The following is a 22,989-nucleotide window of genomic DNA, read 5'->3' on the forward strand; positions in this document are numbered from 1 at the left end:
GGTGCCGTTCGGGTAGCCGGCGACGCAGCCGTAGCGCTCGATCAGGTTCGAAAGGGCCTGGAAGGCCCAGTCGGTGGGCTTGACGTCGGAGAACTGGTTGATACTGGTGACCTGCTCCTGGCTCTGGCCCGCCGCGGACCTGGCGTAGCGGTTGATGGCGTCGAGATGGAGCTCAGCAGCGGCGGCGGCCCCGGGAACCAGCGCGACGAGAAGCAGGAAGGGTCGCGCTGGGCGGGGCATGGTGGATCGCCTCACAGTTGATTGGCGAGAATGGTAACCGTTCTCGCATCCATCACCGGTCTGGCCGGTGGCTTCAGGCTGGGCCAGGCCTTGGCCAGGGCTGTCCATCGCTTCTGGATCGGCACCAGAAGGGCCATGGCCTTCGGTCCGGTGCCAGGGCCCAGGGAGGCCTTGAGCAACTCCCCGGCGTAGAGCACAAACCCACGGGAGTCCTGGTATTCGATCGTTTCCACGATGGCTCCGTCGGCGATCGAGGCGTCGTACTCACTGGCGGCCACCTTGACGATCTCGCGCACCACCGCCGCGGTGGTTGTGGGGTCCCGGCGCACGGTCTCCGGTACCCCGAGCATGGCGGCGTCGATGGCCGCGACGGCGGATTGGTAGGCCTTGCGTGTGTCGGGCGTCCCCGGAGAGGCCTGGATCAGTTCCAGCAGCGCCGTGAGGGTCTGCTTGAACGGTTTCACCCGGCGCCGCTCCAGTTCCGGTTCCACGGACCCGTACAGCTCCTCCACCGGATGGCCGATGTGTTTCTCCGCCTGGGGAAAATTGCCCTCCTGCACCAGCTCCCCGGCCACGATCAGATGTCCCCGCATCTGGCCGAGCACGGCGAGATAGGCGGTGTCAGAGGAGGCGATCTCCTGGGAGCCTTCGCCGCCCTCTCCCCCTTCCCCGCCCTCCGATGGGGAGGGCGCGGGGGCGGTGCCCCCATGGCCACCGTGCTGGGCCACCAGCTGGCTTGTCACGGCCTGATGGCTGTCCGTGGCTGCCGTGGCAGCGCCAGCCGGCAGGGCGCTGAGCGAGGTGGTGGCCGCCCCCAGGGCGAGAAACAGCTCGATGCTGCGCAGGGGTCTGGGCATCTGGCGCCGGCGGAGTCCGCTGATCCTGCTTGGCATGTCCGCCCTGCACCGCCCAGGGACGACATCCCCACGTAGCCAATGGCACCGGCGCGGTTGATGCCTTTTCAGACCGCCAGCACCTCGAACAGACCCATGCAACCTTTCTCGGCGATCTGGTCCTGGTGGGGGTGGAACATGTAGCGCCCCGGGAACGGATAGCTGAACTCGAGGATCTGGCGTTCCGCCACCCCCAGGGTGACGACGTCGCTGCGCTCGCGGAACTCTCCGGTGGGGCCCTCTCGCAGGATCTCGAAACTGTTGGCGTGGATGTGGAAGGTGAGCGGCGCCTCGAGCTCCACCATGTTGAGCAGATAGAGCCGCACCAACTGGTTCTGGCGGATCTCGATCGGGTGCTCCATGAAGTGGTGAGGGATGCCGTTGAAGGCGTAGAGATCGTTATGCCCCGCGCCGTGCAGGTCGTAGCCGCCCATCACCAGCACCAGCTCGTCGGCGGGGGCTCGCGGCTGAAGCGGATCCACGATCAGCAGGCCGAACAGGCCCTTGCCCACATGGCGGGCCACCGGCGCCACGTGGCAGTGGTAGGGATAGAGGCCGGCGGCGCCCGCTTCGAACTCGTAGATCTTTGTCCTGTTGAATAGAACCGGCTGGATTCCATCCATGGCGGCCGGATGAATCCCATGGAAATGGAGGCTGTGGGAGGTGCTGTCCCCGTTGTGGAAGATCACCCGGATCCGTTCTCCCGTTCGGGCCCGCAGGTTTGGCCCTGGAATTGAGCCGTCCAGAGTCCAGGCCTTGAAGCGGGTGGCGCGGCGGAGGGGCACGGTGAGGCTGCGGGCCTGCACCTCAAACACCCGGATCGGGACGCCGTTCTCCCGGATCACGGTGCCGTGGTTGAAGGCGCGCAGGCCTTTTGTGGGGTCGAAGGGCAGGGTGGGGCCATCGCCGTCGGAGCCCGAGCGGCTGCCGGCCATGGCGCCACCCAGCGGGCCGGCCAGGGCTCCGACGCCAAGCCCCGCAGCGGCCAGCGACAGGAGCCGGCGACGGCTCCAGCGGGCGGGACACTCACGATCGCTCAAGGGTTTCGGCGCCATGGCCCGGCCGGCTCGGTCGCTGCAGCTGGAGGTTGATCCTCCAGTGAGTCATGGCAGCGGCTCGCCGCCGGTTCATCGGTGACAGGGCGGCGTAGCCGATGGCACGCCGTCCAGCAGAGGCCGTGATCAGAGGGCAAACAGGGCGTCGTAGCGGCCGTACTCCGGCTTGCGCAGGCCCTCGACCGCCAGCATCCGCCGCAGTTCAATGATCTCGGCGCGCTGGGCCACGATCACGCCCCTGGCGAAGCGCCGGATGGTGGGGTTGGTGCTCTTGGCCAGGGCATCGTGGGCCATGATCAGCGCCCCGCCGTGGTGATGGAGCATCCCCTCCAGAAACCAGATGACGCGATTGTCCAGGCTGGGGAGCTCGCCCATCATGCGCATCCCGTCGATCTGGGCCTGGCTCATGCGGCTCAGGCCGGCGAGGCTGTTGGGATCGCCACCTTTGGCCAGGGCCACGGGATACACGGGAGCCTGGGGGTACCAGGCCTTGCGCCACAGCCCCATCGCCCGGATCTCGTTGGCCTGATCGCGCCAGATGGTCTTGCCTAAAGCCCCCACACCGGGCGCCCCGATGCCGAAGACGAACTCGCTCATCCGCAGGGCGCCGGTGTGGTGCTGCACCATCCCGTCGATGAAGCGCAGATCGTAGGTGGCTCCGGCGGGGCCCACGTCGTGGGCGTGGGCGGCATGGGCCGACGCCCCCGCAGGACTGGGCTGGCTCGGGGCGGTGTGATCGTGATGGTTGTGGTGCATGCCGCCGTGGTCCTGTGCCTGGGCGGGTGCCGCCAGTGTCAGGGCGCCAAGAAGCCCGAGCAAGGCGGTGGCGAAACGGCGGCGGTGCATGGCGAGAGGAGAACTGAAATCACCGTATGGTCTCCACTCGGCTGGAGAGTCAAGGGGTCCCGTACCAGCTGCGGTACCACTGGGCCATCTGCTCAATCTCCTGGCTCTGGGCCTTCACCATGGCCTGCTGCATCGCCTTTAGCTGCGGATGCTGGCTGTTGGTCTGGGCCATGGTGGCCATCATCACGCCCATGCGGTGGTGGGGAATCATCTGTTGGATGAAGGCGCGATCGAAATCCGAGGCGTTCTTCAGCCAGGCGACATCGGTGCCCGTCCCTCCCATTCCCATCATTCCCATGCCGCCGCCAGGGCCCATCGCGCCACCCCACGCCGGCACAGGGCCTCCGAACCACTGGCGGTACCAGGAGCGCATCTGGGCGTTCTCCTGCGTCTGACTGTCCTTGATGCTGCGGGCAAGGGCCTTGATCTCCGGCCGCTTGGCCCGGCTCAGGGCCAGATCCGCCATGGCGATGGCCCCATCGTGGTGGGGAATCATCATCACGATGAAGTGCTGATCCATCGACTGGGCGCCCATCCGGCCCGCACCCATCCCGCTCCCCATGGGAGGAGAAACGGTGGGGGGCTCTGCCAGCGTTGGCGTTCCCAGCCCCAGGAACAGCGCCCCCAGCCCGACGACGGCAGCAAACCGGCGCGACGCTGCCCGGGTCCGGCCGCCGGTGGTTCGGAAATGGTCCATCAGCTCGGCTCCCTTGCTTGTGGCTGTCTTCAGCATGGGAAGACAGCAGGGCGCCGGTGGGGGTCCGGCACAGGGTTTCACCTTGGCGCCCACCACCCTGCCCGTTCGCTGCTGCCAGGCTTCAGACCCGAAGATTGGGGCAGATCACATCCCCTTGCTTGGCTGGGTCGCTCTGCCAGCCGGCCAGCAAGCCCTGCAGTTCCTGCCTCAGTTCTCCCAGCTCCCTGATCTGGAGATCGATCCGCTCAATCTGCCGCTCCAGCTGCAGGTGGATGTCGCCGCAGGGCAGGTCGCCGGCGTCATGCACCGCCAGACAGCCCTGGATCTCCTCCAGGCTGAGTCCCAGGGTCTTGAGTCGGCGGATGAATTCGAGCCGCCGCAGGCTCTCCTCGGCAAACAGCCGGTAGCCACCCTCGCTGCGACCGATGGCCGGCAACAGGCCGAGATCCTCGTAAAAACGCAGGGTCTTGACGGGCAATCCGCTGCGCCCGGCCAACACGCCGATCTTCATGCCGGTGTTGACGCTGACGGCCGCCATGGGCATGAATCTCCACTGTTGTGGAGACTTTAGTCGCGGCTCTGGTCGCCGCACCCGACGAGGCCCGCCCATCCAGCCCACGGACCGATCAGGAGGCCGCCGCCTCGATGATGGCCGTCGTGGCGGATTCGACATCGCGGGCCACCTCCATCAGTTCGGGATCGGAGGACAACGTCTGCAGCATTCCCTCAGGCCGGATCATGCCGATCCTGGTCTGATGGCCTTCCGTGAAAACGGAGATGCGACAGGGAAGGGCCAGGTTCAACGTGATGTCGTTCATCAGCACCCTGGCTGCTTTCCTTGGGTTGCAGACGTCGTAGATCCGACAGTCTTCGGGGAAGTCAATCCCCTTACTGCGCAGGGTCTTGCCGAGGTCATGGACCGCCATCACGCCGAAGTCCTGAGCCACAATGGCGGCCTGCAGGTCGGTGCTCGCCTGCTCAAAGGATTTGGTTGTGTGGACAATGAAGAAGGGATTCATCGGTGTCACGGCCTCTCAGGGTGTTGATGGGTGGGGACATCGCCGCAGGCAAGCCAGGGGGAAGCTGCGGCGAGTCTCCGGGCCTTCCGGCCCGCTCAGCCCTGTTCGTCAGCCAGCTTCGCGGCAACGTCGCTGACCTTTTGCGCCACGGCCCTGGCGCCATCCTTCAGATCTTCTGCAGCATTCATGGCAGAGGCCTGAACCTGTTTGGCCTTGCCCTTGAGTTGGTGGCCCGTGTCGCCCGTCAGTTCACCCAGGGCCGCTTCAAGTTTGCCCTCGGCATCCTTGGCGGCGGCGTCGATTTTGTTGGACATGGTTCAAGTGGCGATGGGAATCAGCAGGTGGCGATGAGTAACCTTGGTGGTAACAGCATCGCCGGTGAAGTGGACTCCATTCACATCATTCGTGCCGCTCTTGGTCTCTGCTCCCAGCCTAGTCCTTTCGGATTGCCAGGCGTCTGAAATTCCCACCGCAGCACAGGGTGAAGGGTGGCAAGGACGTGCAACGCCTTGCTCGGGAAGGGCTCGGCTGCGGCTTTCTGCAGCAGCCTGCATTGCCATGGCGGCGGATCCGCCTCTGGCCCAAACTTCATGTTCAATGTTTTTTAAACGCTTGACCTGAACAGGTATGGCTGTGAAAAAGTGTTTGGAGGGGGTTGAGCCATGGTGAAGCCGCCGATCATTGCTGGCATGGGATCCATGCCCTCTGCTGCCGGGGTGGCGTTCCGGGTCTGGGCGCCCCATGCCGACGGGGTTTCCGTCATCGGGTCTTTCAACGACTGGGATGGTGCCGCCCATCCGATGGACCCCGAGCCGCGTGGCTTCTGGTCCATCCGTATTGAAAGTGCCAGGATCGGCGACCATTACAAGTATCAGCTCTCCACGCCGTGGGGGGTGATCAAGCGCATTGATCCCTATGCCCGCGAGGTGACCAGCTCGGTGGGCAATGCCATCATTCATGATCCTGACTTCGATTGGGATGATGATAACTTCTCCATAAAGTGCTGGAATGAGATCGTCATCTATGAGTTGCATGTTGGCACGTTCAATGATGATGATTCAAGCCAGCCAGGCCAGTTCAATTCCATCTCTTCTCGGCTGGAGCATCTGAAGCGGCTGGGTATCAATGCCATACAGGTCATGCCGGTGGGACAGTTCGCCGGCCAGCGCTCCTGGGGCTACAACCCATCACATATCTTTGCCGTCGATTCAGACTATGGCGGTTCCCTGGGCTTCAAGCGGTTCATCAAGCGCGCCCATCAGGTTGGCATTGCCGTGATTTTGGATGTTGTTTATAATCATTTTGGCCCCAGTGATCTTGACCTCTGGAGATTTGACGGTTGGTTTGAGAATGACAAGGGAGGAATCTATTTTTATAATGATGATCGCGCCCAGACGCCCTGGGGGGAAACGCGACCTGATTATGGCCGGGGGGAGGTTCGTCAATACATTCTTGATAATGTAGAGATGTGGCTCAATGAGTATCATCTTGATGGTCTACGCTTTGATAGCACGGGCTACATTCGCACTATCGGGGAAGCTGAGACAGAGGAAATCCCCGATGGCTGGAGCCTCCTCCAGGCCATCAATGAAACCGTGGCTCGGCATGACTCTGGACGCATCACGATCGCCGAAGACCTGCGCAGCAATGACTGGTTGACCAAGGATGTGGGGGCTGGGGGCGCGGGCTTTGGCTCCCAATGGGATCCCCACTTCATCCAACCCATCCGTCAAGCTGTGATTGCGCCCAGGGATCAAGACCGCGGCCTGGAGAAGATCCGTGAGGCCATTCTTTATCGCTACAACGACGACGCCTTTGAGCGGGTGATCTACAGCGAATCCCATGACGACGTTGCCAATGGCCAGTCCCGGATTCCCCAGGACGTCAACCCGGCAGATCCCACCGGCTGGCATGCCCAGAAGCGTTCCACGCTGGCAGCCGCCATGGTGTTCACGGCACCCGGAATTCCCATGCTGTTTCAGGGGCAGGAGTTTCTTGAAGGTGGCTGGTTCCGCGATACGGTTCCCGTCGACTGGGACCAGCGCCAGGAGTTCCGTGGCATCGTGCGTTTGTACCGGGATCTGATCCGCCTTCGCCTTGATCGGCAGGGCGTCTCCCGCGGGCTCTGTGGTCAATTCACCCAGGTTTTTCATCTCAATACCCAGCGAAACGTGATGGCCTTTCACCGCTGGGATCGAGGCGGCCCCGGAGATGATGTGGTGGTGATCGCCAATTTTTCTCACCAGCCCCAGGAGAACTACATCGTTGGTTTTCCAGCGGCCAATGGCTGGACACTTCGCTTCAACAGTGATTGGCACGGCTACAGTGAGTCCTTTGCTGGTTACCCAAGCGCTGATCTTTCAGCCGTACCGGGGGAGCGGGACGGGTTTCCCTATCACGGCTCTTTTGGGGTGGGCCCCTACAGCGTTCTGATCTATTCCCAGTGACCCATCCTTTCTGTGCATGGCGAGCCGATGCGACGCTTCAACATCCATCACCTGACCACCTACAGTTATAGCGCCCCTGTCCGACTCGGCACCCATACACTGCGTCTTCGTCCTCGCGAGGGCCACGACCTGCGCATCGAAACCTCCTCGTTATCGATCATCCCGGCGGCAAAGCTGCGCTGGCACCGTGATGTCGAGGGCAATTGTCTTGCCACGGCGTCCTTCCGTGAGGCTGCAGACAGATTGTTGATTGAAAGCAATCTGATCATTCAGCAATATGACCGTGTTCCTCTTGACTTCCTTGTCGATGAGGAGGCCGTCCACTATCCCTTTCACTATGCGTCCAAGGACCGCCCCATTCTGGAGGCCTATCTCACGCAATCAGGCGCAGAACAACCCTGCCAGGCCTTGCTGCAATGGATGGCAACGGTCTGGCAGCCAGGCGAGATCATCCAGAGCTACACGTTGTTGAAGCGGCTGAATCTGGCGACCCACCAGCGCGTCTCCTACCGCAAGCGCGATGAGCCCGGCGTCCAGAGCTCCGCCGAAACGCTCCGCTGCGGTTGGGGGTCCTGCCGTGACATGGCCTTTCTGTTCATGGAGGCGGCCCGGGGTTTCGGATTCGCCGCCCGTTTCGTCAGTGGTTACAGCTTCACCGCGCTGCCACCGGAGGAAGCCGGCAGCATGCATGCCTGGGCGGAGGTCTTTCTGCCGGGGGCTGGCTGGAAGGGGTTCGATCCCACCCATGCCGGCATCGTCGGCGACACCCACATCCCCGTCGCGGTGGCCCGAAGGCCCGAGTCTGTGCCACCCATCGCCGGCAGCTTCGGCGGAGCTTCCCTGCTGTCGATGCAGGTGGGCGTCTGGATCACCGAGCTCCAGGGCTTCAACACCCCGCTTGAGTCCTGACGGTCACGCGGCCGTGCTTGCCTGCCTGACCCCTTCCGATGCATGCTTCCACAGTGCCCCTAGAACCTCTGCTGGGGGCCGCTGATCCGGTCGTCTTCCAGATCGTCTGTCCCGCCGGGCGCTCCGCCGTGCTGCTCACGGCCGACCATGCCGGCCGCGCCATTCCCCGTCGTCTGGCTGGCCTGGGCCTGAATGAGCGGTTGCTCGACACCCATGTGGCCTCGGATCTGGGCATAGACGGCCTTGCCCTGCAGCTGTCAGCGCGGCTCGATGCCTTCCTGATCCTGCACAACTATTCGCGGCTGGTGGTCGACGCCAACCGGCCACCGGATGCGCCCGATTCGATCGTCAGCCACAGCGAGGCCGCCGCCATCGCCGCCAACGTCAACCTCTCCCCGGGCGAGCGGCTGCAACGGCTTGAGGAGATTTTCCACCCTTACCACCGCCGCATCGGGGCGGAGCTGGAGGCCCGCAGCGCGCGAGGCCAGCCCAGCGTGTTGGTGACACTGCACAGTTTCACTCCGGTGCTCGGTGCGGAGGTGCGCCCCTGGCATGTGGGGGTGCTGTACGGCCGCGATGACCGGCTGGCCCGGCGGATCCGCCTGGGGCTGGAGCGCGAGCACGGCTTGGTGGTGGGCGACAACCAGCCCTATGCCGTCAGCGACGCCAGCGACTACACCTTGCTGGTCCACGGCGAGCGGCGCCGGATTCCCCACGTGGAGCTGGAGATACGCCAGGACCTGCTGGCCACCGAGGCTGCCCAGCAGGCGTGGGCGCAGCGCCTCGCCAGTGTGCTGGAGGTGGCCCTGGCAGAGGGATTCCCGCCGCTTCAGGCCCGCTCGCGGTTCCTAGGGTGATGTATGGATCAATCCCAAAGCGCTATGCCGCTGCCGACACAGCCCATCGAGATCCGGGTGGGATTCGATGTGGCGCTGCGCTTCCCTGCGCCGACGCCCATGATTGTCACGCTGGGGGTGCACTCGAGCCGCTCCGCTGATCTGCTGGAGCCCGACGTGCTGCGGGTGGAGCCGGAGGTGCCGCTGAGCCTGTACGTGGATTCCTTCGGCAACCACTGCCACCGGCTGGTGGCCCCGGCCGGGGTGCTGCGCCTGCGGGGCAGTGGCCTGGTGGCCGATTCCGGCCTGCCCGATCCGGTGTTGCCGTGGCTGGAGCAGCAGCCGGTGGAGGAGCTGCCGGAGGAGGCGCTGCTGTTTTTGCTGGCCAGCCGCTTCTGTGAGTCCGACCTGCTCTCGCCCATGGCCTGGTCCCGCTTCGAGGGGGGGCCTGGGGGCTGGGGGCGGGTGCAGGCGATCTGCGATTTCGTCAACCAGCACGTGCGCTTCGACTACGGCCGTTCGAGCGCGACGAAGACCGCCCTGCAGACCTTCGAAAGCCGGGAGGGGGTGTGCCGCGACTTCGCCCACCTGGCGATTGCCCTGTGCCGCTGCATGAACATCCCGGCGCGATACTGCACCGGTTATCTGAGTGACATCGAGGTGCCTCCGCCCCACACAGCCATGGACTTCCATGCCTGGTTCGAGGCTTACCTGGGTGATGGCTGGCACGTGTTCGACCCACGCAACAACACGCCCCGCATCGGGCGGATCCTGATCGCCCGGGGCCGGGATGCGGCGGATGTGGCGCTCACCACCACCTTCGGCCCATCGGAGCTGGAATCGTTTCAGGTGTGGACGGCATGACCTATTGCGTGGCCGTGTTGCTGGAGGGGGGGATGGTGTTCGCCTCCGATTCACGCACCAATGCGGGCCTGGATGATTTCGCCAGTTTCTGCAAGATGACCGTGTTCGAGCGCAAGGGCGACCGGGTGCTCGTGCTGCTCAGCTCCGGCAGCCTGGCCGGCACCCAGGCGGTGATCGGCCTGCTGCGCCAACGGGCCGAAGCCGGCGATGGGGGCGCTTCCGTCTGGACGGCGCAGACCATGTTCGAGGTGATGGGCCTGGTGTCGGATGCGGTGCGGGCGATCGAGCAGCGCGACGGCCCCTACCTCAAGGCGTCCGGTTCCAGTTTCAATGCGTCCTTCCTGGTGGGTGGGCAGATCAGGGGGGAGGAGCCCCGGCTGTTCCGGATGTACGCCGAGGGCAATTTCATCGAGGCCGGCGCGGACACGCCCTTCCTGCAGACGGGCGAGGCCAAGTATGGAAAGCCGATCATCGACCGTGTGATCCATTCCGACACCACCCTGGCGGAAGCGGCCAAGTGCGTGCTGGTCTCGTTCGACTCCACCATGCGCAGCAACCTGTCGGTGGGGATGCCGATCGACATGCTCCTCTATGAGCGGGATCGCCTGGCGATCACCCAGCGACGACGGTTCAGCGAGGGTGATGCCTATTTTCAGGAACTCAGCCGGGAGTGGAGCGTGGGGGTGCGGCAGGTGTTCCGGGAACTGCCGGAGCTGGTCTGGTAGGCGACACCCCACGGCACGGCCGGCCGGTCCCATCGCCGCCGCTGGTGTTGATCCATGGCATGTGGGACACGCCCACCGTGTTCGACCCGCTCCGGCTGGAGCTGGCGGGTCGCCGCGCTCCCCTGTTGATCCCCCACCTGCCCCATCGCTTCGGGCTGACGCCCATCGCCGAGCAGGCGGCCCTGCTCGGCACCCACATCGAAGCCTGCTTCGGCCCTGACCAACCCATCGATCTGCTCGGCTTCTCGATGGGAGGGGTGATCGCCCGCACCTGGATCCAGCTGCTCGGCGGCCACCGGCGCACCCGGCGCCTGATCAGCGTCGGCAGCCCCCAACAGGGCACCCTCACGGCCGGGCCCTGGCCCCGCTGGCCCCTGGCCGGCATCGCCGACCTGAAAACGGACAGCCTGCTGCTGCAACGGCTCAACGCCAACCTCACCACCCTGCAGACGGTCGATTGCTGCAGCTTCTACTGCGAGCCGGATCTGATGGTGATGCCGGCCTGGCGTGCCGTGCTGCCGGTCGGGCCTGGGACGAATCTGCCGGTGCGCTACCACCACCAGCTCCTGACCCACCCGGGGGCGCTGGAACCCCTGGTGATGGAGCTGCTGCGGCCGGAACCGTGAGCAGCGGGATGGAATCTTGCTGATGGACTGCGTTTATCTTTTGAATCCATACCAATCGGCGACGACCCATGGACCCTGTCGCCATTTCCGTGCTGGTGCGCTGGCTGCTCGGCTGGGCCCTCTGCCTGCGGCTCTTCCGGCTCCCCCTGGGCAGGACCAAGGGACACCCGAGGGTTTCGGTGCTGATTCCGGCCCGAGATGAGGAGCGGACCCTCCCCAACCTGCTGCCGGCTCTCCAGGCCCAGAGCCTCACCCCCCTGGAGGTGATCGTGATCGACGATCACTCCAGCGATCGCACGGCGGCGATCGCGAAAGCGGCCGGGGCCAGGGTGATGCAACCGCCCCCCCTGGCCGAGGGGTGGTGCGGCAAGACCTGGGCCCTGCACCATGGCGTCCGGGCCAGCAAGGGCGAGATCCTGGTCTTCCTCGACGCTGACACCGAACCCTCTGCCGGGTTCCTCGATCGTCTGGTGGCGGCCCAGCAGGAGTTGGGGGGTCTGGTGTCGGTGCAGCCGTTCCATCGCACCGAGAAGGCCTACGAGCAGCTTTCGGTGCTGTTCAGCCTGGTGGGGCTGATGGCGGTGCCGATGGGGCCGGGGTGTGGGGTGGCCTTCGGACCGGCCATGGCCACCAGCCGGGTGGACTACGACCGGGTCGGCGGCCATGAGGCCGTCGCCGGCAAGGTGGTGGAGGACTGGTTCATGGGTCACCAGTACGAGAAGGCCGGGCTGCCCGTGAGTGCCTACATCGGCGACGGTCTGATCGAGTACCGCATGTACCCCGGTGGTTTCCACGACATGGTCATGGGCTTCGCCAAGAATTTCGCCACCGCCGCCGGTGAGGTGCGCTGGCTGTGGATGCTGGCCGTGCTCCTGTGGCTCTCCGGCCTGTTCTGGGCCGCCTGGTGCCTGCCGGCGGCCCTGCTGGGCTGGCCCTTGATGGGGCAACCCGCGGTGCTGCCCAACCTGCTCCTGTATCTGGCCTTTGCCGTTCAGCTGATCGCCCTGACCAGGCGGGTGGGGAACTTCGCCTGGATCTGCCTGGTGTTTCCAATCCCCGTTCTGTTCTTCCTGGGGGTGTTCGTTCTGGCGATCCTGAATCTGAAGCGGGGCACGATCGAATGGAAGGGCAGGCAGGTTCCGACGCGTTAGCGGCCCTGGCCTGCGCGCTGGGCTGGTTGGGGTGGTCGGTGCTGATCGGGGCGTTGGCCCAGCGCCTGCCCCTGACGGCCCTGGAGGGCGACAGCTGGTTGACGGGCCAACGCCCCTGGCCGGAGAGCAAGGAGTCCTACGAGCAACGGCTGGGGATCGAGCGCTGGAAAGGCCTGCTGCCGGATGCCGGTGATGCCCTGCCTGGAGGTGTGCGCAAGAACAGCCTGGTGAGTCGTGACCCCGCCACGTTGCAGCGCCTCGTGGCGGAAACCCGGCGGGCCGAACTCGTGCACCTGGCCATCTGGCCCTTCTGGATCGTGACGGCCCTCTGGCTGCCGCCGGTCGGTGTGTTGATCAACCTGACCTTTGCGACCCTGTTCAACCTGCCCTGCCTGTGGCTGCAGCGCTACAACCGCCTGCGGCTCCAGCCGCTGCTTCTGGCGATGCAGGGCCGGCACAGCGCCGAGCCCTGATTGGTCTGCGGCCCACCAGCTGGTCCTGCAGCTTGAGCCGCATTCCCTCGTGGCATCCCTTGCCTGGCGGGTGTTCGATCACCATGTCGGGAGGACGAAAGGCGGTGTTCGACAGTTGGACCTCAAGAACCGGTGGTGCCACGAGCGAGATTTTTTGCTTTGCGTAACTGATTCTTTACGGGTAGCAAGGTGCTTCTGAGTCTTGAATAGAATATGAAATTGTTGATCACTGGATTGATTTTTTGCTGTTTGCCGATGGCGGACTCCCACAAGTCGGTAAGGATGTGGATGTGGCGATCAATGTCGGATTTCTTCGCATGTTCGAAGCCGATTTCCCTCATCTCTTGCGGATAGGGTTCTTTGATGATATCAGGAACCTCATGAATGGAATTGTAGGTGAATCCGGCGCCTCCCAGGAATTCTTGGATATCGGGCCGAATGTTTGGGAAGCAGATACCAAGGCCTGCCGCCTGGGCTTCAGGGACGGCCATGGACCAGCCAACTGTGTTTCTGGTGGGACATGCTGTATAAACCAGCCAGTTGTGGGCCTTGTAAACAAGGGGCATCTCTTGGGGTTCAACGGCCCTATGGATGTTGATTGGGCTGCCGTTGTCAGAGTTGAACTTGAGGAAAGCATCGGTGTTGAAACCGATCGAATAGAGATTGAGTCTCTGGCTTGTCAGTTTGCCCAGTTCCACGAAATCTTCCAATCGTTTCTTTGGTATGCAGGCGCCAATGTTGAGGACTCCAGGCCTGTTGTCTGAACGATCATAGAAACGGCTGAACTTCATGACTGGCCAGCATGGATGCAACTTGTTTTGTCTGATGCCATACTTGGTCAAGAGTTTGCATGCATAGGGAAAAGCCAGGATGCCGATGCAGGAGTCCGAATTTGCAGCAACACGAACCAAGCTGCCATAGGTCATGTGCTGGAGATTTAAGACGTCGAAGGAATGGGTCCTGATGGTGAATGGGATTGAGAACTTCTCGGCTGCCGCCGCAAGAGTTGGCGCTGTGTAGATGTAATGGCCGTGAAGAACGTCTGGCTTGAACTGCTGGATGACGGCATGGAGCTCCTCGTCCCCAGAGATCTGCTGGAAGGGGTGATGCTCTCTGCAGGCGAGATCTGCTTTGTAGGGTGTCACTACGAGTAAGTCGTAATTATCCTTCAATGCTTCAACTTCATTGAGCATGTAAGTCTGAGAAATTGTAGGAAAGCCATGGAGGTACATCAAGACCCTGGTCTTCTTTGGCGTCCGGCTGCTCTCTGGAAGCATGGATGTGAGTGTTGTTGTTGAGGAGCTTACCCTTGCCATGGCTTTCTTGATGTCCACTTAATTCAGCCCATGCGGTCACGGCTTTTTGTGCCGGAGCACGTGGATGGGCCTGGGGACATTCGTTCCCCAGGCCTGGCATGCCGTCTTCAACGATGAGCACGTCTTTGCCATTCCTGCCGCATGCACAATGACGCTCAGCGGCCCACCACCCCTGCCTCCAGGGGGAGGTCCACGCTGATCCCCTCGTCCTCGGCATGGCGAGCGACCACGAGCTGGTGATGCCCCCCTTCCAGCACGAACGCATCGCGGGATGCATCGAACCAGGCCAGACACCGCAGCGGAATCTGAATCGCGACCCGCTCGCTCTGGCCAGGCTGGAGGCTCAGCCGGCGGAAGCCCACCAGGCTGCGTCGTGGCCGTTCCGCGGCCTGGCCGGGGGGTTCGGCGTAGACTTGAACCACCTCCGCGGCGGCCATCTGCCCCGTGTTCGCGACCGTCACGCTGAGCTGCAAGGCCCCGCGGAGCCACTGGGCCATCGGGTCGCTGTGGGTGAAGGTGGAGTACGACAGCCCGAAGCCGAAGGGGAAGGCCGCCGCCTGACCCAGGTGCGCCAGCCGTCGGTAGCCGTGCCAGAGGTCGTAGGTGATCCGCCGGGCCCGGGGATCGAAGGGCGGCAGGTGGCTGGCGTCCGTGGGCACCGCGAAGGGCATCCGTCCCGAGGGTGACACCCGTCCCAGGAGCACGTCGGCGAGGGCCTCCCCGCCCCGCTGGCCGGGGTACCAGAGCAGCAGCAGCCCGGGCACCTGCTGGCGCCAGGTCTCGCAGAGGATGGCCCCGCCCCCCATCAGCACCACCACCGTGCGCGGGTTGGCGGCGGCGACGGCCAGGATCAGGGCCTCCTGCCCTGCCGGCAGCTCGAGCCTGGTGCGGTCCCCCGAGGCGAAGGCACCGCCGACCCGGGCCGAACCCAGGCGGGTCGCCTGGGCGGCCACGGACGCCAGCCGCGACCACAGCGGCAGCAGGCGGCGGCGGCCGACCAGGCGCAGCAGTCCATCGGGAGGCGGGGCCTGGCCCAGGATCGGCGCCAGGTCGCCGGGGTGGATGTGCTCGCCCTCGTGGCGCCAGTCCAGACCCACCACCACCACTGCCGCGTCGCTGCGGGCCGCCAGGGCACAGGCCTTGGCCAGATCGTGGCCATCGCAGGGAAACAGCTGGAGCTCCGGCGCTGCCGCTCGCAGTCCGGCCAGGGGCGTCACCACCGACCCCGGCGCGGGCCGGGTGTCGGAGGAGCCCCGGTCTCCCAGGTTGGCGGTGTCGGCCAGGGGCCCGATCACCGCCAGGGAGCCGGTCCCGCTGAGGGGCAGGAGATTGCCCTCGTTTCTGAGCAGCACGATTGATTTGGTGGCCGCCTCCCGCGCCAGGTGCTGGTGGTCGCGGCAGCCCCGCAGCGATTCCGGGTAGGCGCCTCCGGGCACCGTTGCCTGGGCCAGCAGCAGCCGCAGCACGGCGTCATCGATTCTTGCCATCGGTACCCGCCCAGCGGCCACCGCCGCCGGAAGCGTGGCCTGGAAGATCATCCGGAACGGCATCTCCAGGTCCTGGCCGGCCGTGACGGCGGCCTCGCCATCGCGGATTCCGAAGATGAAGTCGGTGAGCACGAAGCCGCGGAAGCCCCAGCGCCCCTTGAGGATCTCCCGCAGCAGATGGGGATGCTGGCCGCACCAGGCCCCGTTGACACTGTTGTAGGCGCTCATCACCGCCAGGGCCCCGGCCTCGATGCAGTCGCGGAACTGGGGCAGGTAGAGCTCCTGGAGCACCCGCTCGCTGGCGCTCACATCGACGCGGAAGCGGGCGCTGTCGATCGAGTTGAGGGCGAAATGCTTGACACAGGCGATGGCATGGCGCTGCACACCACGGGTCGCCGCAGCCCCCAGGGCCCCCACATGCACCGGGTCCTCGCCGTAGGTCTCCTGGGCCCGGCCCCAGCCCGGATGGCGCAGCAGATTGACGCAGATGCCGCCGAACAGGTTGGCGCCGAACGATCGCGCCTCCTCGCCCATGGCTGTGCCGATTCTTTCTTCGAGATCAACGTCCCAGCTGGCCCCGCGACCGATGGGCGCCGGGAAGGTGGTGGCGCCGCCTTCGAGCACCACACCCCGGGGGCCATCGACGAAGTGCAGCCCAGTGATACCCAGGCGTCCCAGCACGCCGGCCGGCCAGGGGCGGCGGTGGGAGGTGTCGTGCAGGGCGATCGCCGCGAGGCCGCCCCAGAACGGTGTGTCCCCGTCCAGCAGGCTGAGTTTTTCGTCCAGGCTGAGGCCATCCAGCAGGGTGTGGGCCTGCTTCTCCAGGTGACTCCAGTCGCGGCAGATGGGCACCTCTCCAGCCTAGGTACGGGTTTCACCCTGATGGGCCCGCATCTGCGGCGCCTGGCTGATCGGAAGGGTGGGTCATCCGCCCGAAGCCAGGATCAATCAGCTGCCGCTGATTGTTTGCACGACTTTCTCCTTAGGTTGTGGAAAGGAAGCAGGCACCTGACCATCACGGATCAGGTGCTGAGTCGACGGCGCTGCCAACCTGCCAAGGTCTCCTCTGGACTGGATGTCACGGTGGATTCCTCGAAGCGTTTTTACTTCCCACAACACAATTCTTTCACTACGAGACATCACCATGGCAACCCCTGTGCAAATTCCGAAAAAGCTCCATGTCAACCACTTCGCCGAATCGGAGGGCGGACGGTGGGATTCCGAAGCTTCCCCGCTTCTCGATCCCCGGGCGATCGAGCCACGCATGGTCGTGGCCAGCCCCGGCAGTGAGAGCGGCTGGGGTTTTCATGGCCGCGCCGAGCGGCTGAATGGCCGTCTGGCCATGCTCGGTTTCGTCATTGGCCTGACCATCGAGGCCCTCACTGGCTCGGGGATCCTGGGGCAGATGGGTCTTGGGGCCCTACTGCCCCAGGGCTGAACCCGGCGGCGAGGCTGGATGGCCACCGATGGCTTGACTCTCCAGCCGAGGGGAGCCCATAGGGTGAACCCCTCGCCCACGGCGTTGGTCTGCCCCTGATGAGCCACTCCACCACGGGTTCCCCCTGTTGCCATGCCGAGCCGGCGGCCGGCATGACGACGGCCATGGAACGGGAGCTGGCCCATGAGCTCACCGTCCTGCGCCGCAAGCTGACGGTGGCGGCCGTGCTCACGGGGCTGGTGGTGGCCGCCACCCTGCCCCACATGCTCGGTGTCCACATCGGCTGGTTGCCGGGCTGGTTCACCAGCCCCTGGACCCAGTTGGTGCTGAGTTCCCCAGTGCTGTTCTGGTGCGGTCGGGACTTCTTCACCGGCGCCTGGTCGGCCTTGCGCCGCCACAGCGCCGACATGAACACGCTGGTGGCCGCCGGCACCGGCATCGCCTGGCTGGCCTCGCTGGTGGCCACCGCCTTCCCCGAGGTCCTCGTCGCTGAGGGCCTGCCCGCAGACGTGTACTACGAAACGGCCGCGGTGATCCTCACCCTGGTGTTGCTGGGGCGGCTGCTGGAAGCCCGGGCCCGCGGCCAGACCTCCGAGGCGATCCGGCGGCTGCTCCAGCTCCAGCCCCCCACGGCCCGGGTGCTGCGGGATGGGGTCGCGACGGAGATCCCCGTGGCGATGGTGGTGGTGGGCGACCTGGTGCAGGTGCGCCCCGGGGAAAAGCTGCCCCTCGATGGCGTGGTGGTGGAGGGCAGTTCCTGGGTGGAGGAATCGATGCTGACCGGTGAGCCGACGCCGGTGGCCAAGGGCCCCGGGGATGGGGTGATTGGCGCCTCGATGAACCGCAGCGGCAGTTTCAGCTTCCGTGTCACCCGGGTGGGCGCTGACACCATGCTGTCCCGCATCGTGGAGCTGGTGCGCCAGGCCCAGAGCTCCCACACCCAGGTGCAGCGCCTGGCGGATCAGGTGGTGGGTTGGTTCGTGCCGGTGGTCATCGCCATCGCCATCGCCACCTTTGTTCTCTGGTTCCTGGTCAGCGGCAACGTTGTGCTGGCGACGCTGTTCCTGGTGAGCGTGCTGGTGATCGCCTGCCCCTGCGCCCTGGGCCTGGCCACCCCCACCGCGATCATGGTGGCCTCCGGGAAGGGGGCCGAGAACGGCCTGATCTTCCGCAGTGCCGAGGCGCTGGAAACGGCCGGCGGCTTGCGCACCATCGTGCTCGACAAGACGGGCACCCTCACAGCTGGCCAGCCCGAGGTGACCGATTTCGAACGCCTCCGCGGCGGCAGGCTGCCGGCCCAGAGCCTCCTGGCCCTGGTGACGGCGGTGGAATCGCGCTCGGAACATCCCCTGGCCGAAGCGATCGTGGCCTACGCCACAAGCCGTCGCGGCGACGCAGTGCTTCCGGATGTGGACGCCTTCGAGGCCATGACGGGGCTTGGCGTTCTGGCCACCGTGGGCGGGCAAGAGGTGCGGGTGGGCAGCCTGCGCTGGCTGGAAGCGTCTGGCCTGGACACCGCCCCCCTCGATCCGGTGGTGGCACGGCTGGAGCGGGCCGCCCGCAGCGTGGCCGCCGTGGCGGTGGACGGGCGGATCGAGGCCTGCTTCGGCATCGCCGATCCGATCAAACCCGAAGCCCATGCCGCCGTGGCGGCCTTGCGCAAGCTGGGTCTGGAGGTGGTGCTGCTCAGCGGTGACGCCCGCCGCACCAGCGAAGTGGTGGCCGCCGATGTGGGCATCAAGCGGGTGATTGCCGAGGTGCTTCCCGGCGATAAGGCGGCGGTGGTGCAGCGCTTGCAGGAGCAGGGCCAGGGACCGGTGGCGATGGTGGGTGACGGCCTCAACGACGCTCCGGCCCTGGCCCGGGCCGAGGTGGGCATCGCCATGGGCACGGGCACCGATGTGGCGATCGCCGCCAGTGACATCACCGTGCTCTCGGGCCATCTGGGTGGCGTTCCGGCGGCGATCGAACTCAGTCGCCGCACCATGGCCACCATCCGCCAGAACCTCTTCTTCGCCTTCGCTTACAACGTGGCGGGGATCCCGATCGCCGCCGGCCTGCTGTTCCCGCTCACGGGTTGGCTGCTGAACCCGATGCTGGCGGGGGCCGCCATGGCCTTCAGCTCGGTGTCGGTGGTCAGCAATGCCCTGCGGCTGCGTGGCTTTCGGCCCACCCATCGTCCTGCGGGGGCCTTGGCATGACGTCCCTCTTCGTCGCACCGCCTCTCTTTCTCGCAGCGCCCCTGTGGCGCACGATTCCCCAGCCCCTGGCCCTGCAGGTGCTGGTGACGGCAGTCGGGCTGGCCCTGATCGTTGCGGAGCTCTGGTGGTTCCTGGGCCGCCATGGTGGTGGCGTGGTGGCCAGCGAAGGGGAGCAGGGGGTGCAGGAGATCACCATCGCCGTGGATGGCGGTTACTCCCCCTCCCAGATCAGGGTGAAGGCGGGCCGGCCTGTGCGCCTCCGTTTTCACCGCACCGATCCGAGCGGCTGTGTGGCCCAGGTGATCTTTCCAGACTTCCAGCGCACCCTTGACCTGCCCCTGGGGGCCACCACCAGCATTGAACTGCTGCCCAGCCGACCGGGGGCTTACCCGTTCCACTGCGGCATGAACATGGTGCGCGGCAGTATCGAAGCCGAGTGAGAGGGCAGCCAGGCCGTCCAGACCCGGCGAGAGCCACCTTGGCTGCTGATCCAATTGCTTGCCATTTCTTCTGCTTTGATGCTGCAGATTGCAAGGGAACTGAGGGACATATCGCCTATTCTGTTAGGCTAAAAATCAGTGATCAAAAAAAGATGAAGATTCTCTTCAACGGCTTGTTCAAGCACACGCATTCTCGCCCTCTCGCCAGGGCTTTCAGGCGTTCTACGATTGTTTTTGTCGCCATTCCCGTGCTTGCGACGTCTCCTGACGCTCTCGCCCAGGGCAATCCCTGGGGGTCCCCCACCCAGCAGACCCAGCCCCAGAATTCCCCCTGGGGCGGCGGCGGTGGATCCACGGCTCCGGGCTACGGCCGACCGAACGGCAGATCCCTTACGTTCCCCATCCAGGGGGTGATCTGTGACGGCTCCGTGAGCGTCTGTTTCAATGCCAACGGTGCCGCCCTGGCGGAAACCGAGCAGGAGTTCGGTCGTCGTGCGCGCCGCAATCTGGAAAACAAGCTGGTCAACAATCCGATCGTCGATGTCACCTTCGCCAATGGCCGCTATTGCAACTTCAACCTGCGCGGCTGCTGGACGAACAACCAGCGCACCTCCTACGACCCACGGCTGAATCCCTGGCTGTTCGGCTCCAATGCCGGGGGCGCCAACCAGGGCGGCCAGGGCACGGTGATCGGCGGCTCTGGATCCAACTGGGGACCGGGCAGCGGCCTCAACCCAGGACAGCAGCCCAATAACAGCTTCCGCCCTGCGTTCACCCGCACCCGCCAGAGCGGCACCTGTGCCTGGACCAATGCGGGGATCTCGATCTACAACGGCACCTGCCGCTACGAGATCGTCCAGAACAACGTCAACGGCTCCAAGACCCTGGCCTTCACCTTCGACAGGCTGCCGGTCGCGAACCAGCTGCGCACGATCCGCTTCACGGCCCAGGGCAACAACCCATGGAACGTTCAGCTGCCGAACGGCTCCACGGCGGCCGTCGTGTCCAAGGTGAATGCCGACCAGTACCGCACCGACATCCAGCTGGGCTGGGGCAACGTGTTCAACCTGGGCTTCAGAAGCTCCACCCAGGCCACCACAGCCCAGTTGAACCAGTCCCTGCAGCCGGTGGATGCCTACGGCCAGGTGGTGCAGGGAAGCGACTCTGAAGGGTTGGGGCAGGCCCTGGGAGGGTTGCTGCAGCAGCTGTTCGGTGGCCAGTGAGGGCCGTCAACCCGCCAGGGTGCCGGCGCCATCGGAGGTGTTGCTGAAGAAACGACGCAGGTTCACGCCGGCTTCGTGGGCCGCGATGGTGACCTGGAGCTTCTGATCCGCATCAAGCCCATCCCAGAAGGCATGGAACAGGTCCAGGGAGGCCTTGGCGCTGCCCAGCACGCCCATCACCGCCATCGGTGCCGCCAGCCAGGGGAAGACCAGCAGCACCACCGAGAGCATGGCCCCCACGGCCACGCCGGTTCTGGCGGATTCCAGGCTCGTGCCCAGCACCAGCCGGATCTGGGTGAGGCGGTCAATCTCGCCGCGCTTGCGCAGGGCCTCGGTGCGCAGGGCGGTGAGCAGCGCCTGGTAGGTGGCGTAGAGAAGCACCCCGCCGACGGTGGATTCCGAGACGAATTCACCGCCGCTGAAGGCCCCACCGTTCCGGTTCAGATCCACCGAGGCCAGCCCCGCCAGGGGGGCGGCCTCCCAGCCGGCGCGGGGAATGCGGAAGGGGTCGTGCTCGCGGGTCATGGCCATCGGGACGAATGGCCTCCAGCCTGCCGTCACCGGGGGGATGGGCGCAATGGCGGCTCACCCCGACAGCTGCGGCAGCTGACCGGAGGTGGAGAACTGGTAGTTCCAGCTGCGGCTGGCATCGAAGGTCTGGTTGGTGAACAGATCGGTGTAGATGGCGTTCCAGTTGGAGATCCCCCCGTCGCCCATGCCGATGGCCAGCACGTTCACGTTGCTGGCACCAGCCCTGGCCGCCACGGCGTCGAGGCTGTTGTTGAGCGACATCTGGGCCTGGGCCCAGATGTCGACACCTGCGGCGGTGGGCACCCGGATCGGGGTGCCGCTGCTGGTGTAACGGAGCCCGGAGCTGAGGATCGGATCGCCGTCAAGCCAGGAGCTGGTGGGCAGGGCGACGTTGGCGCCGGTCCAGCCCTGGCCGAAGTCGGGCCGGTTGTCCCACCAGGGGCGCCGCTCGGGACGGCCGTCGGTGATCATCGCCACGGAGGTGAGGGTGTCGGTGGTGACGCCGGGCAGTTCCCTCTGGAGAAGCCGGTCAAGGGCGACCAGGGCGCCGAGCATCTCGGTGCCGCTGTAGCGGTTGCCGCTGGTGCCGGGGGCGGTGTAGGCGTCGAGGGAGGAAGGGGCGGGTAGGCCGCGGGCGATCCAGTCGGGGCTGGTGCTGGTGCCGTAGAGGACATCGGGTGTCTGGGTGAGCAGCACATCGCGGGCGAGAACTTCTCCGAAGCTGGGATTGCTGCCGGAGAAGGTGATGGCGGTATGGCTGACCAGGTAACCGAACTCGACCACATGGATGGTGATGTCACGGGCATTGGTGCTGCTGCCGTCCGTGGGATCATCCACCAGCTCGTAGTTGAGGATCTCGGTGGCCAGGGTCTGGCTGCTGGTGAGATTGGTGTTGTCGAGGAAGGGCTGGAAGCTGGAGCTGCCCCTGAGGGAATAGCCGTAACCGGCGGAGGCCAGGGCGCTCTTGAGAGTTTCGAAGGCCAGACGGTTCTGGGCCTCGATCCGGGTCACACCACTGGGATCGCTGCCCTTCATCGAGGTGGAGTTGTCAAGCAGCAGGTAGAAGTCGACGGGCCGTGGCGCCGCAGCGGGTGGGTTGGGAACGATGACCAGGTTCTCGTAATCGATGGTCACCGTGGCGGGGTTGCTGATAGCTCCCTGCTGGTCGGCGATCGTGTACTGGATCGGAGTCGGATCACCGAAGAAGCCGGTGATGGGGGTGAAGCTGATCTCCTGGGTGGCCAGGTTGACGCTCCAGGTGCCTTCACCGGGCACCACCAGCGGCTGGCCGGGCGCGGTGGTGCCGACGATGGTGAGCGAGTCCGGGTTCAGTGTTCCGTCCGGATCGCTGTCGTTGTCGGTGACCCTGACCGTCACGGTGGAGCCTGCGGAGGGGCGATTAAGGCTGCCGATGACGTCATCGCCGGCCACCGGCGGATCGTTCACCGGCGTGACGGTGATCGAAAGGGTAGAGGTGTCGTTGGCGCCGGAGCCGTCGGTGACGACGTAGGAGATCAGGGGAACCGGGCCGTTGTAGTTGGCGGCCGGGGAGAAGGAATAGGAGCCGTTGGC

At 65.3% G+C, this 22,989-nt stretch carries 25 protein-coding genes; 12 read left to right on the plus strand and 13 right to left on the minus strand.

Going from position 1 to position 22,989, the window contains the following annotated elements; translation table 11 throughout:
- From KUG43_RS01460 to KUG43_RS01495, 8 genes are all read right to left on the minus strand, one after another.
- A partial coding sequence (locus tag KUG43_RS01460; RefSeq protein ID WP_216905361.1) for an S-layer homology domain-containing protein occupies nt 1-240 on the minus strand: 240 nt, incomplete at its 3' end.
- Between the two features lie 11 nt (nt 241-251).
- Nucleotides 252-1,097 carry a 4-helix bundle domain-containing protein gene (locus tag KUG43_RS01465; protein ID WP_216905362.1) on the minus strand — a complete coding sequence of 282 codons (846 nt, stop codon included), beginning with the start codon at nt 1,095-1,097 and terminating at the stop codon, nt 252-254.
- Nucleotides 1,098-1,201: 104 nt separating this feature from the next.
- Nucleotides 1,202-2,173: a multicopper oxidase domain-containing protein gene (locus tag KUG43_RS01470; protein ID WP_286194291.1), complete on the minus strand. Its 972-nt coding sequence runs from the start codon at nt 2,171-2,173 to the stop codon at nt 1,202-1,204.
- 141 nt (nt 2,174-2,314) lie between these two features.
- The gene (locus tag KUG43_RS01475; RefSeq protein ID WP_216905364.1) at nt 2,315-3,034 is read right to left on the minus strand and encodes a DUF305 domain-containing protein; all 720 of its coding nucleotides are present in this window, start codon (nt 3,032-3,034) and stop codon (nt 2,315-2,317) included.
- 49 nt (nt 3,035-3,083) lie between these two features.
- Complete coding sequence (locus tag KUG43_RS01480) at nt 3,084-3,767, minus strand: DUF305 domain-containing protein (protein WP_286194292.1); 684 nt, start codon at nt 3,765-3,767, stop codon at nt 3,084-3,086.
- 85 nt (nt 3,768-3,852) lie between these two features.
- A complete protein-coding gene (locus tag KUG43_RS01485; RefSeq protein WP_216905365.1) occupies nt 3,853-4,269 on the minus strand; it encodes a heavy metal-responsive transcriptional regulator in 417 nt (138 codons plus the stop codon).
- 88 nt (nt 4,270-4,357) lie between these two features.
- A complete protein-coding gene (locus tag KUG43_RS01490; protein ID WP_216905366.1) occupies nt 4,358-4,750 on the minus strand; it encodes a DUF302 domain-containing protein in 393 nt (130 codons plus the stop codon).
- Between the two features lie 95 nt (nt 4,751-4,845).
- Nucleotides 4,846-5,064 carry a CsbD family protein gene (locus KUG43_RS01495; RefSeq protein ID WP_216905367.1) on the minus strand — a complete coding sequence of 73 codons (219 nt, stop codon included), beginning with the start codon at nt 5,062-5,064 and terminating at the stop codon, nt 4,846-4,848.
- A 348-nt stretch (nt 5,065-5,412) separates the two neighbouring features.
- On the opposite strand from KUG43_RS01495, the gene KUG43_RS01500 reads away from it, so the two are divergent.
- The 8 genes from KUG43_RS01500 to KUG43_RS01535 all read left to right on the plus strand — a co-directional run bounded on the left by KUG43_RS01500 (nt 5,413) and on the right by KUG43_RS01535 (nt 12,781).
- Nucleotides 5,413-7,197 carry an alpha-amylase family glycosyl hydrolase gene (locus tag KUG43_RS01500; RefSeq protein ID WP_286194293.1) on the plus strand — a complete coding sequence of 595 codons (1,785 nt, stop codon included), beginning with the start codon at nt 5,413-5,415 and terminating at the stop codon, nt 7,195-7,197.
- 27 nt (nt 7,198-7,224) lie between these two features.
- Nucleotides 7,225-8,106, plus strand: a complete 882-nt coding sequence (locus KUG43_RS01505; protein WP_216905368.1) for a transglutaminase family protein — start codon at nt 7,225-7,227, stop codon at nt 8,104-8,106.
- A gap of 38 nt (nt 8,107-8,144) precedes the next feature.
- Nucleotides 8,145-8,963: an N-formylglutamate amidohydrolase gene (locus KUG43_RS01510; RefSeq protein WP_286194294.1), complete on the plus strand. Its 819-nt coding sequence runs from the start codon at nt 8,145-8,147 to the stop codon at nt 8,961-8,963.
- A gap of 99 nt (nt 8,964-9,062) precedes the next feature.
- A complete protein-coding gene (locus KUG43_RS01515; protein ID WP_286194295.1) occupies nt 9,063-9,806 on the plus strand; it encodes a transglutaminase-like domain-containing protein in 744 nt (247 codons plus the stop codon).
- Nucleotides 9,803-10,531 carry a proteasome-type protease gene (locus tag KUG43_RS01520; protein WP_216905370.1) on the plus strand — a complete coding sequence of 243 codons (729 nt, stop codon included), beginning with the start codon at nt 9,803-9,805 and terminating at the stop codon, nt 10,529-10,531. Before KUG43_RS01515 ends, KUG43_RS01520 begins: the two co-directional genes overlap by 4 nt.
- Nucleotides 10,532-10,581: 50 nt before the next feature.
- Nucleotides 10,582-11,157, plus strand: coding sequence for an esterase/lipase family protein (locus KUG43_RS01525; RefSeq protein ID WP_353617898.1), 576 nt, complete (start codon nt 10,582-10,584; stop codon nt 11,155-11,157).
- A gap of 68 nt (nt 11,158-11,225) precedes the next feature.
- Complete coding sequence (locus KUG43_RS01530) at nt 11,226-12,308, plus strand: glycosyltransferase family 2 protein (RefSeq protein ID WP_216905372.1); 1,083 nt, start codon at nt 11,226-11,228, stop codon at nt 12,306-12,308.
- 53 nt (nt 12,309-12,361) lie between these two features.
- Nucleotides 12,362-12,781: a glycosyl-4,4'-diaponeurosporenoate acyltransferase CrtO family protein gene (locus KUG43_RS01535; RefSeq protein WP_286194296.1), complete on the plus strand. Its 420-nt coding sequence runs from the start codon at nt 12,362-12,364 to the stop codon at nt 12,779-12,781.
- Nucleotides 12,782-12,903: 122 nt separating this feature from the next.
- On the opposite strand, the gene KUG43_RS01540 is transcribed toward KUG43_RS01535, so the two are convergent.
- Genes KUG43_RS01540 through KUG43_RS01550 form a run of 3 tightly spaced genes read right to left on the minus strand, consistent with a single transcriptional unit; the run spans nt 12,904 to nt 16,436 of the window.
- Nucleotides 12,904-13,974: a glycosyltransferase family protein gene (locus KUG43_RS01540; protein ID WP_216905374.1), complete on the minus strand. Its 1,071-nt coding sequence runs from the start codon at nt 13,972-13,974 to the stop codon at nt 12,904-12,906.
- Nucleotides 13,964-14,218, minus strand: coding sequence for a hypothetical protein (locus KUG43_RS01545; protein ID WP_216905375.1), 255 nt, complete (start codon nt 14,216-14,218; stop codon nt 13,964-13,966). Before KUG43_RS01545 ends, KUG43_RS01540 begins: the two co-directional genes overlap by 11 nt.
- Nucleotides 14,219-14,252: 34 nt before the next feature.
- Nucleotides 14,253-16,436, minus strand: a complete 2,184-nt coding sequence (locus KUG43_RS01550; protein WP_216905376.1) for a beta-glucosidase family protein — start codon at nt 16,434-16,436, stop codon at nt 14,253-14,255.
- A 292-nt stretch (nt 16,437-16,728) separates the two neighbouring features.
- Here KUG43_RS01550 and KUG43_RS16850 point away from each other — a divergent pair, with 292 nt between their 5' ends.
- From KUG43_RS16850 to KUG43_RS01570, 4 genes are all read left to right on the plus strand, one after another.
- Nucleotides 16,729-17,022: a CAB/ELIP/HLIP family chlorophyll-binding protein gene (locus KUG43_RS16850; RefSeq protein ID WP_286194297.1), complete on the plus strand. Its 294-nt coding sequence runs from the start codon at nt 16,729-16,731 to the stop codon at nt 17,020-17,022.
- Between the two features lie 98 nt (nt 17,023-17,120).
- The gene (locus KUG43_RS01560; RefSeq protein WP_216905377.1) at nt 17,121-19,223 is read left to right on the plus strand and encodes a copper-translocating P-type ATPase; all 2,103 of its coding nucleotides are present in this window, start codon (nt 17,121-17,123) and stop codon (nt 19,221-19,223) included.
- On the plus strand, nt 19,220-19,663 hold the full coding sequence (locus tag KUG43_RS01565; RefSeq protein ID WP_216905378.1) for a cupredoxin domain-containing protein: 444 nt from the start codon (nt 19,220-19,222) through the stop codon (nt 19,661-19,663). The genes KUG43_RS01560 and KUG43_RS01565 overlap by 4 nt, the downstream gene beginning before the upstream one ends.
- A gap of 248 nt (nt 19,664-19,911) precedes the next feature.
- A complete protein-coding gene (locus tag KUG43_RS01570) occupies nt 19,912-20,886 on the plus strand; it encodes a YcgJ family protein (RefSeq protein WP_216905379.1) in 975 nt (324 codons plus the stop codon).
- Between the two features lie 6 nt (nt 20,887-20,892).
- On the opposite strand, the gene KUG43_RS01575 is transcribed toward KUG43_RS01570, so the two are convergent.
- Together KUG43_RS01575 and KUG43_RS01580 are read right to left on the minus strand one after the other, a co-directional pair.
- Nucleotides 20,893-21,411, minus strand: a complete 519-nt coding sequence (locus tag KUG43_RS01575) for a hypothetical protein (RefSeq protein ID WP_216905380.1) — start codon at nt 21,409-21,411, stop codon at nt 20,893-20,895.
- A 60-nt stretch (nt 21,412-21,471) separates the two neighbouring features.
- Nucleotides 21,472-22,989 (minus strand): Ig-like domain-containing protein (locus KUG43_RS01580; RefSeq protein WP_216905381.1); only part of this gene is annotated, 1,518 nt, incomplete at its 5' end.

This window comes from Synechococcus sp. CCY 0621, from assembly GCF_019038465.1.
Classification (GTDB): Bacteria; Cyanobacteriota; Cyanobacteriia; order PCC-6307; family Cyanobiaceae; genus Cyanobium.

Excerpts from the sequence above, each read along its gene's own strand:
- KUG43_RS01465 (WP_216905362.1), bottom strand. The coding sequence starts at position 1,097 with ATGCCCAGACCCCTGCGCAGCATCGAGCTGTTTCTCGCCCTGGGGGCG.
- KUG43_RS01475 (WP_216905364.1), bottom strand. The coding sequence starts at position 3,034 with ATGCACCGCCGCCGTTTCGCCACCGCCTTGCTCGGGCTTCTTGGCGCC.
- KUG43_RS01480 (WP_286194292.1), bottom strand. The coding sequence starts at position 3,767 with ATGCTGAAGACAGCCACAAGCAAGGGAGCCGAGCTGATGGACCATTTC.
- KUG43_RS01485 (WP_216905365.1), bottom strand. The coding sequence starts at position 4,269 with ATGGCGGCCGTCAGCGTCAACACCGGCATGAAGATCGGCGTGTTGGCC.
- KUG43_RS01490 (WP_216905366.1), bottom strand. The coding sequence starts at position 4,750 with ATGAATCCCTTCTTCATTGTCCACACAACCAAATCCTTTGAGCAGGCG.
- KUG43_RS01495 (WP_216905367.1), bottom strand. The coding sequence starts at position 5,064 with ATGTCCAACAAAATCGACGCCGCCGCCAAGGATGCCGAGGGCAAACTT.
- KUG43_RS01500 (WP_286194293.1), top strand. The coding sequence starts at position 5,413 with ATGGTGAAGCCGCCGATCATTGCTGGCATGGGATCCATGCCCTCTGCT.
- KUG43_RS01505 (WP_216905368.1), top strand. The coding sequence starts at position 7,225 with ATGCGACGCTTCAACATCCATCACCTGACCACCTACAGTTATAGCGCC.
- KUG43_RS01510 (WP_286194294.1), top strand. The coding sequence starts at position 8,145 with ATGCATGCTTCCACAGTGCCCCTAGAACCTCTGCTGGGGGCCGCTGAT.
- KUG43_RS01515 (WP_286194295.1), top strand. The coding sequence starts at position 9,063 with ATGATTGTCACGCTGGGGGTGCACTCGAGCCGCTCCGCTGATCTGCTG.
- KUG43_RS01520 (WP_216905370.1), top strand. The coding sequence starts at position 9,803 with ATGACCTATTGCGTGGCCGTGTTGCTGGAGGGGGGGATGGTGTTCGCC.
- KUG43_RS01530 (WP_216905372.1), top strand. The coding sequence starts at position 11,226 with ATGGACCCTGTCGCCATTTCCGTGCTGGTGCGCTGGCTGCTCGGCTGG.
- KUG43_RS01540 (WP_216905374.1), bottom strand. The coding sequence starts at position 13,974 with ATGCTCAATGAAGTTGAAGCATTGAAGGATAATTACGACTTACTCGTA.
- KUG43_RS16850 (WP_286194297.1), top strand. The coding sequence starts at position 16,729 with ATGGCAACCCCTGTGCAAATTCCGAAAAAGCTCCATGTCAACCACTTC.
- KUG43_RS01560 (WP_216905377.1), top strand. The coding sequence starts at position 17,121 with ATGAGCCACTCCACCACGGGTTCCCCCTGTTGCCATGCCGAGCCGGCG.
- KUG43_RS01565 (WP_216905378.1), top strand. The coding sequence starts at position 19,220 with ATGACGTCCCTCTTCGTCGCACCGCCTCTCTTTCTCGCAGCGCCCCTG.
- KUG43_RS01575 (WP_216905380.1), bottom strand. The coding sequence starts at position 21,411 with ATGACCCGCGAGCACGACCCCTTCCGCATTCCCCGCGCCGGCTGGGAG.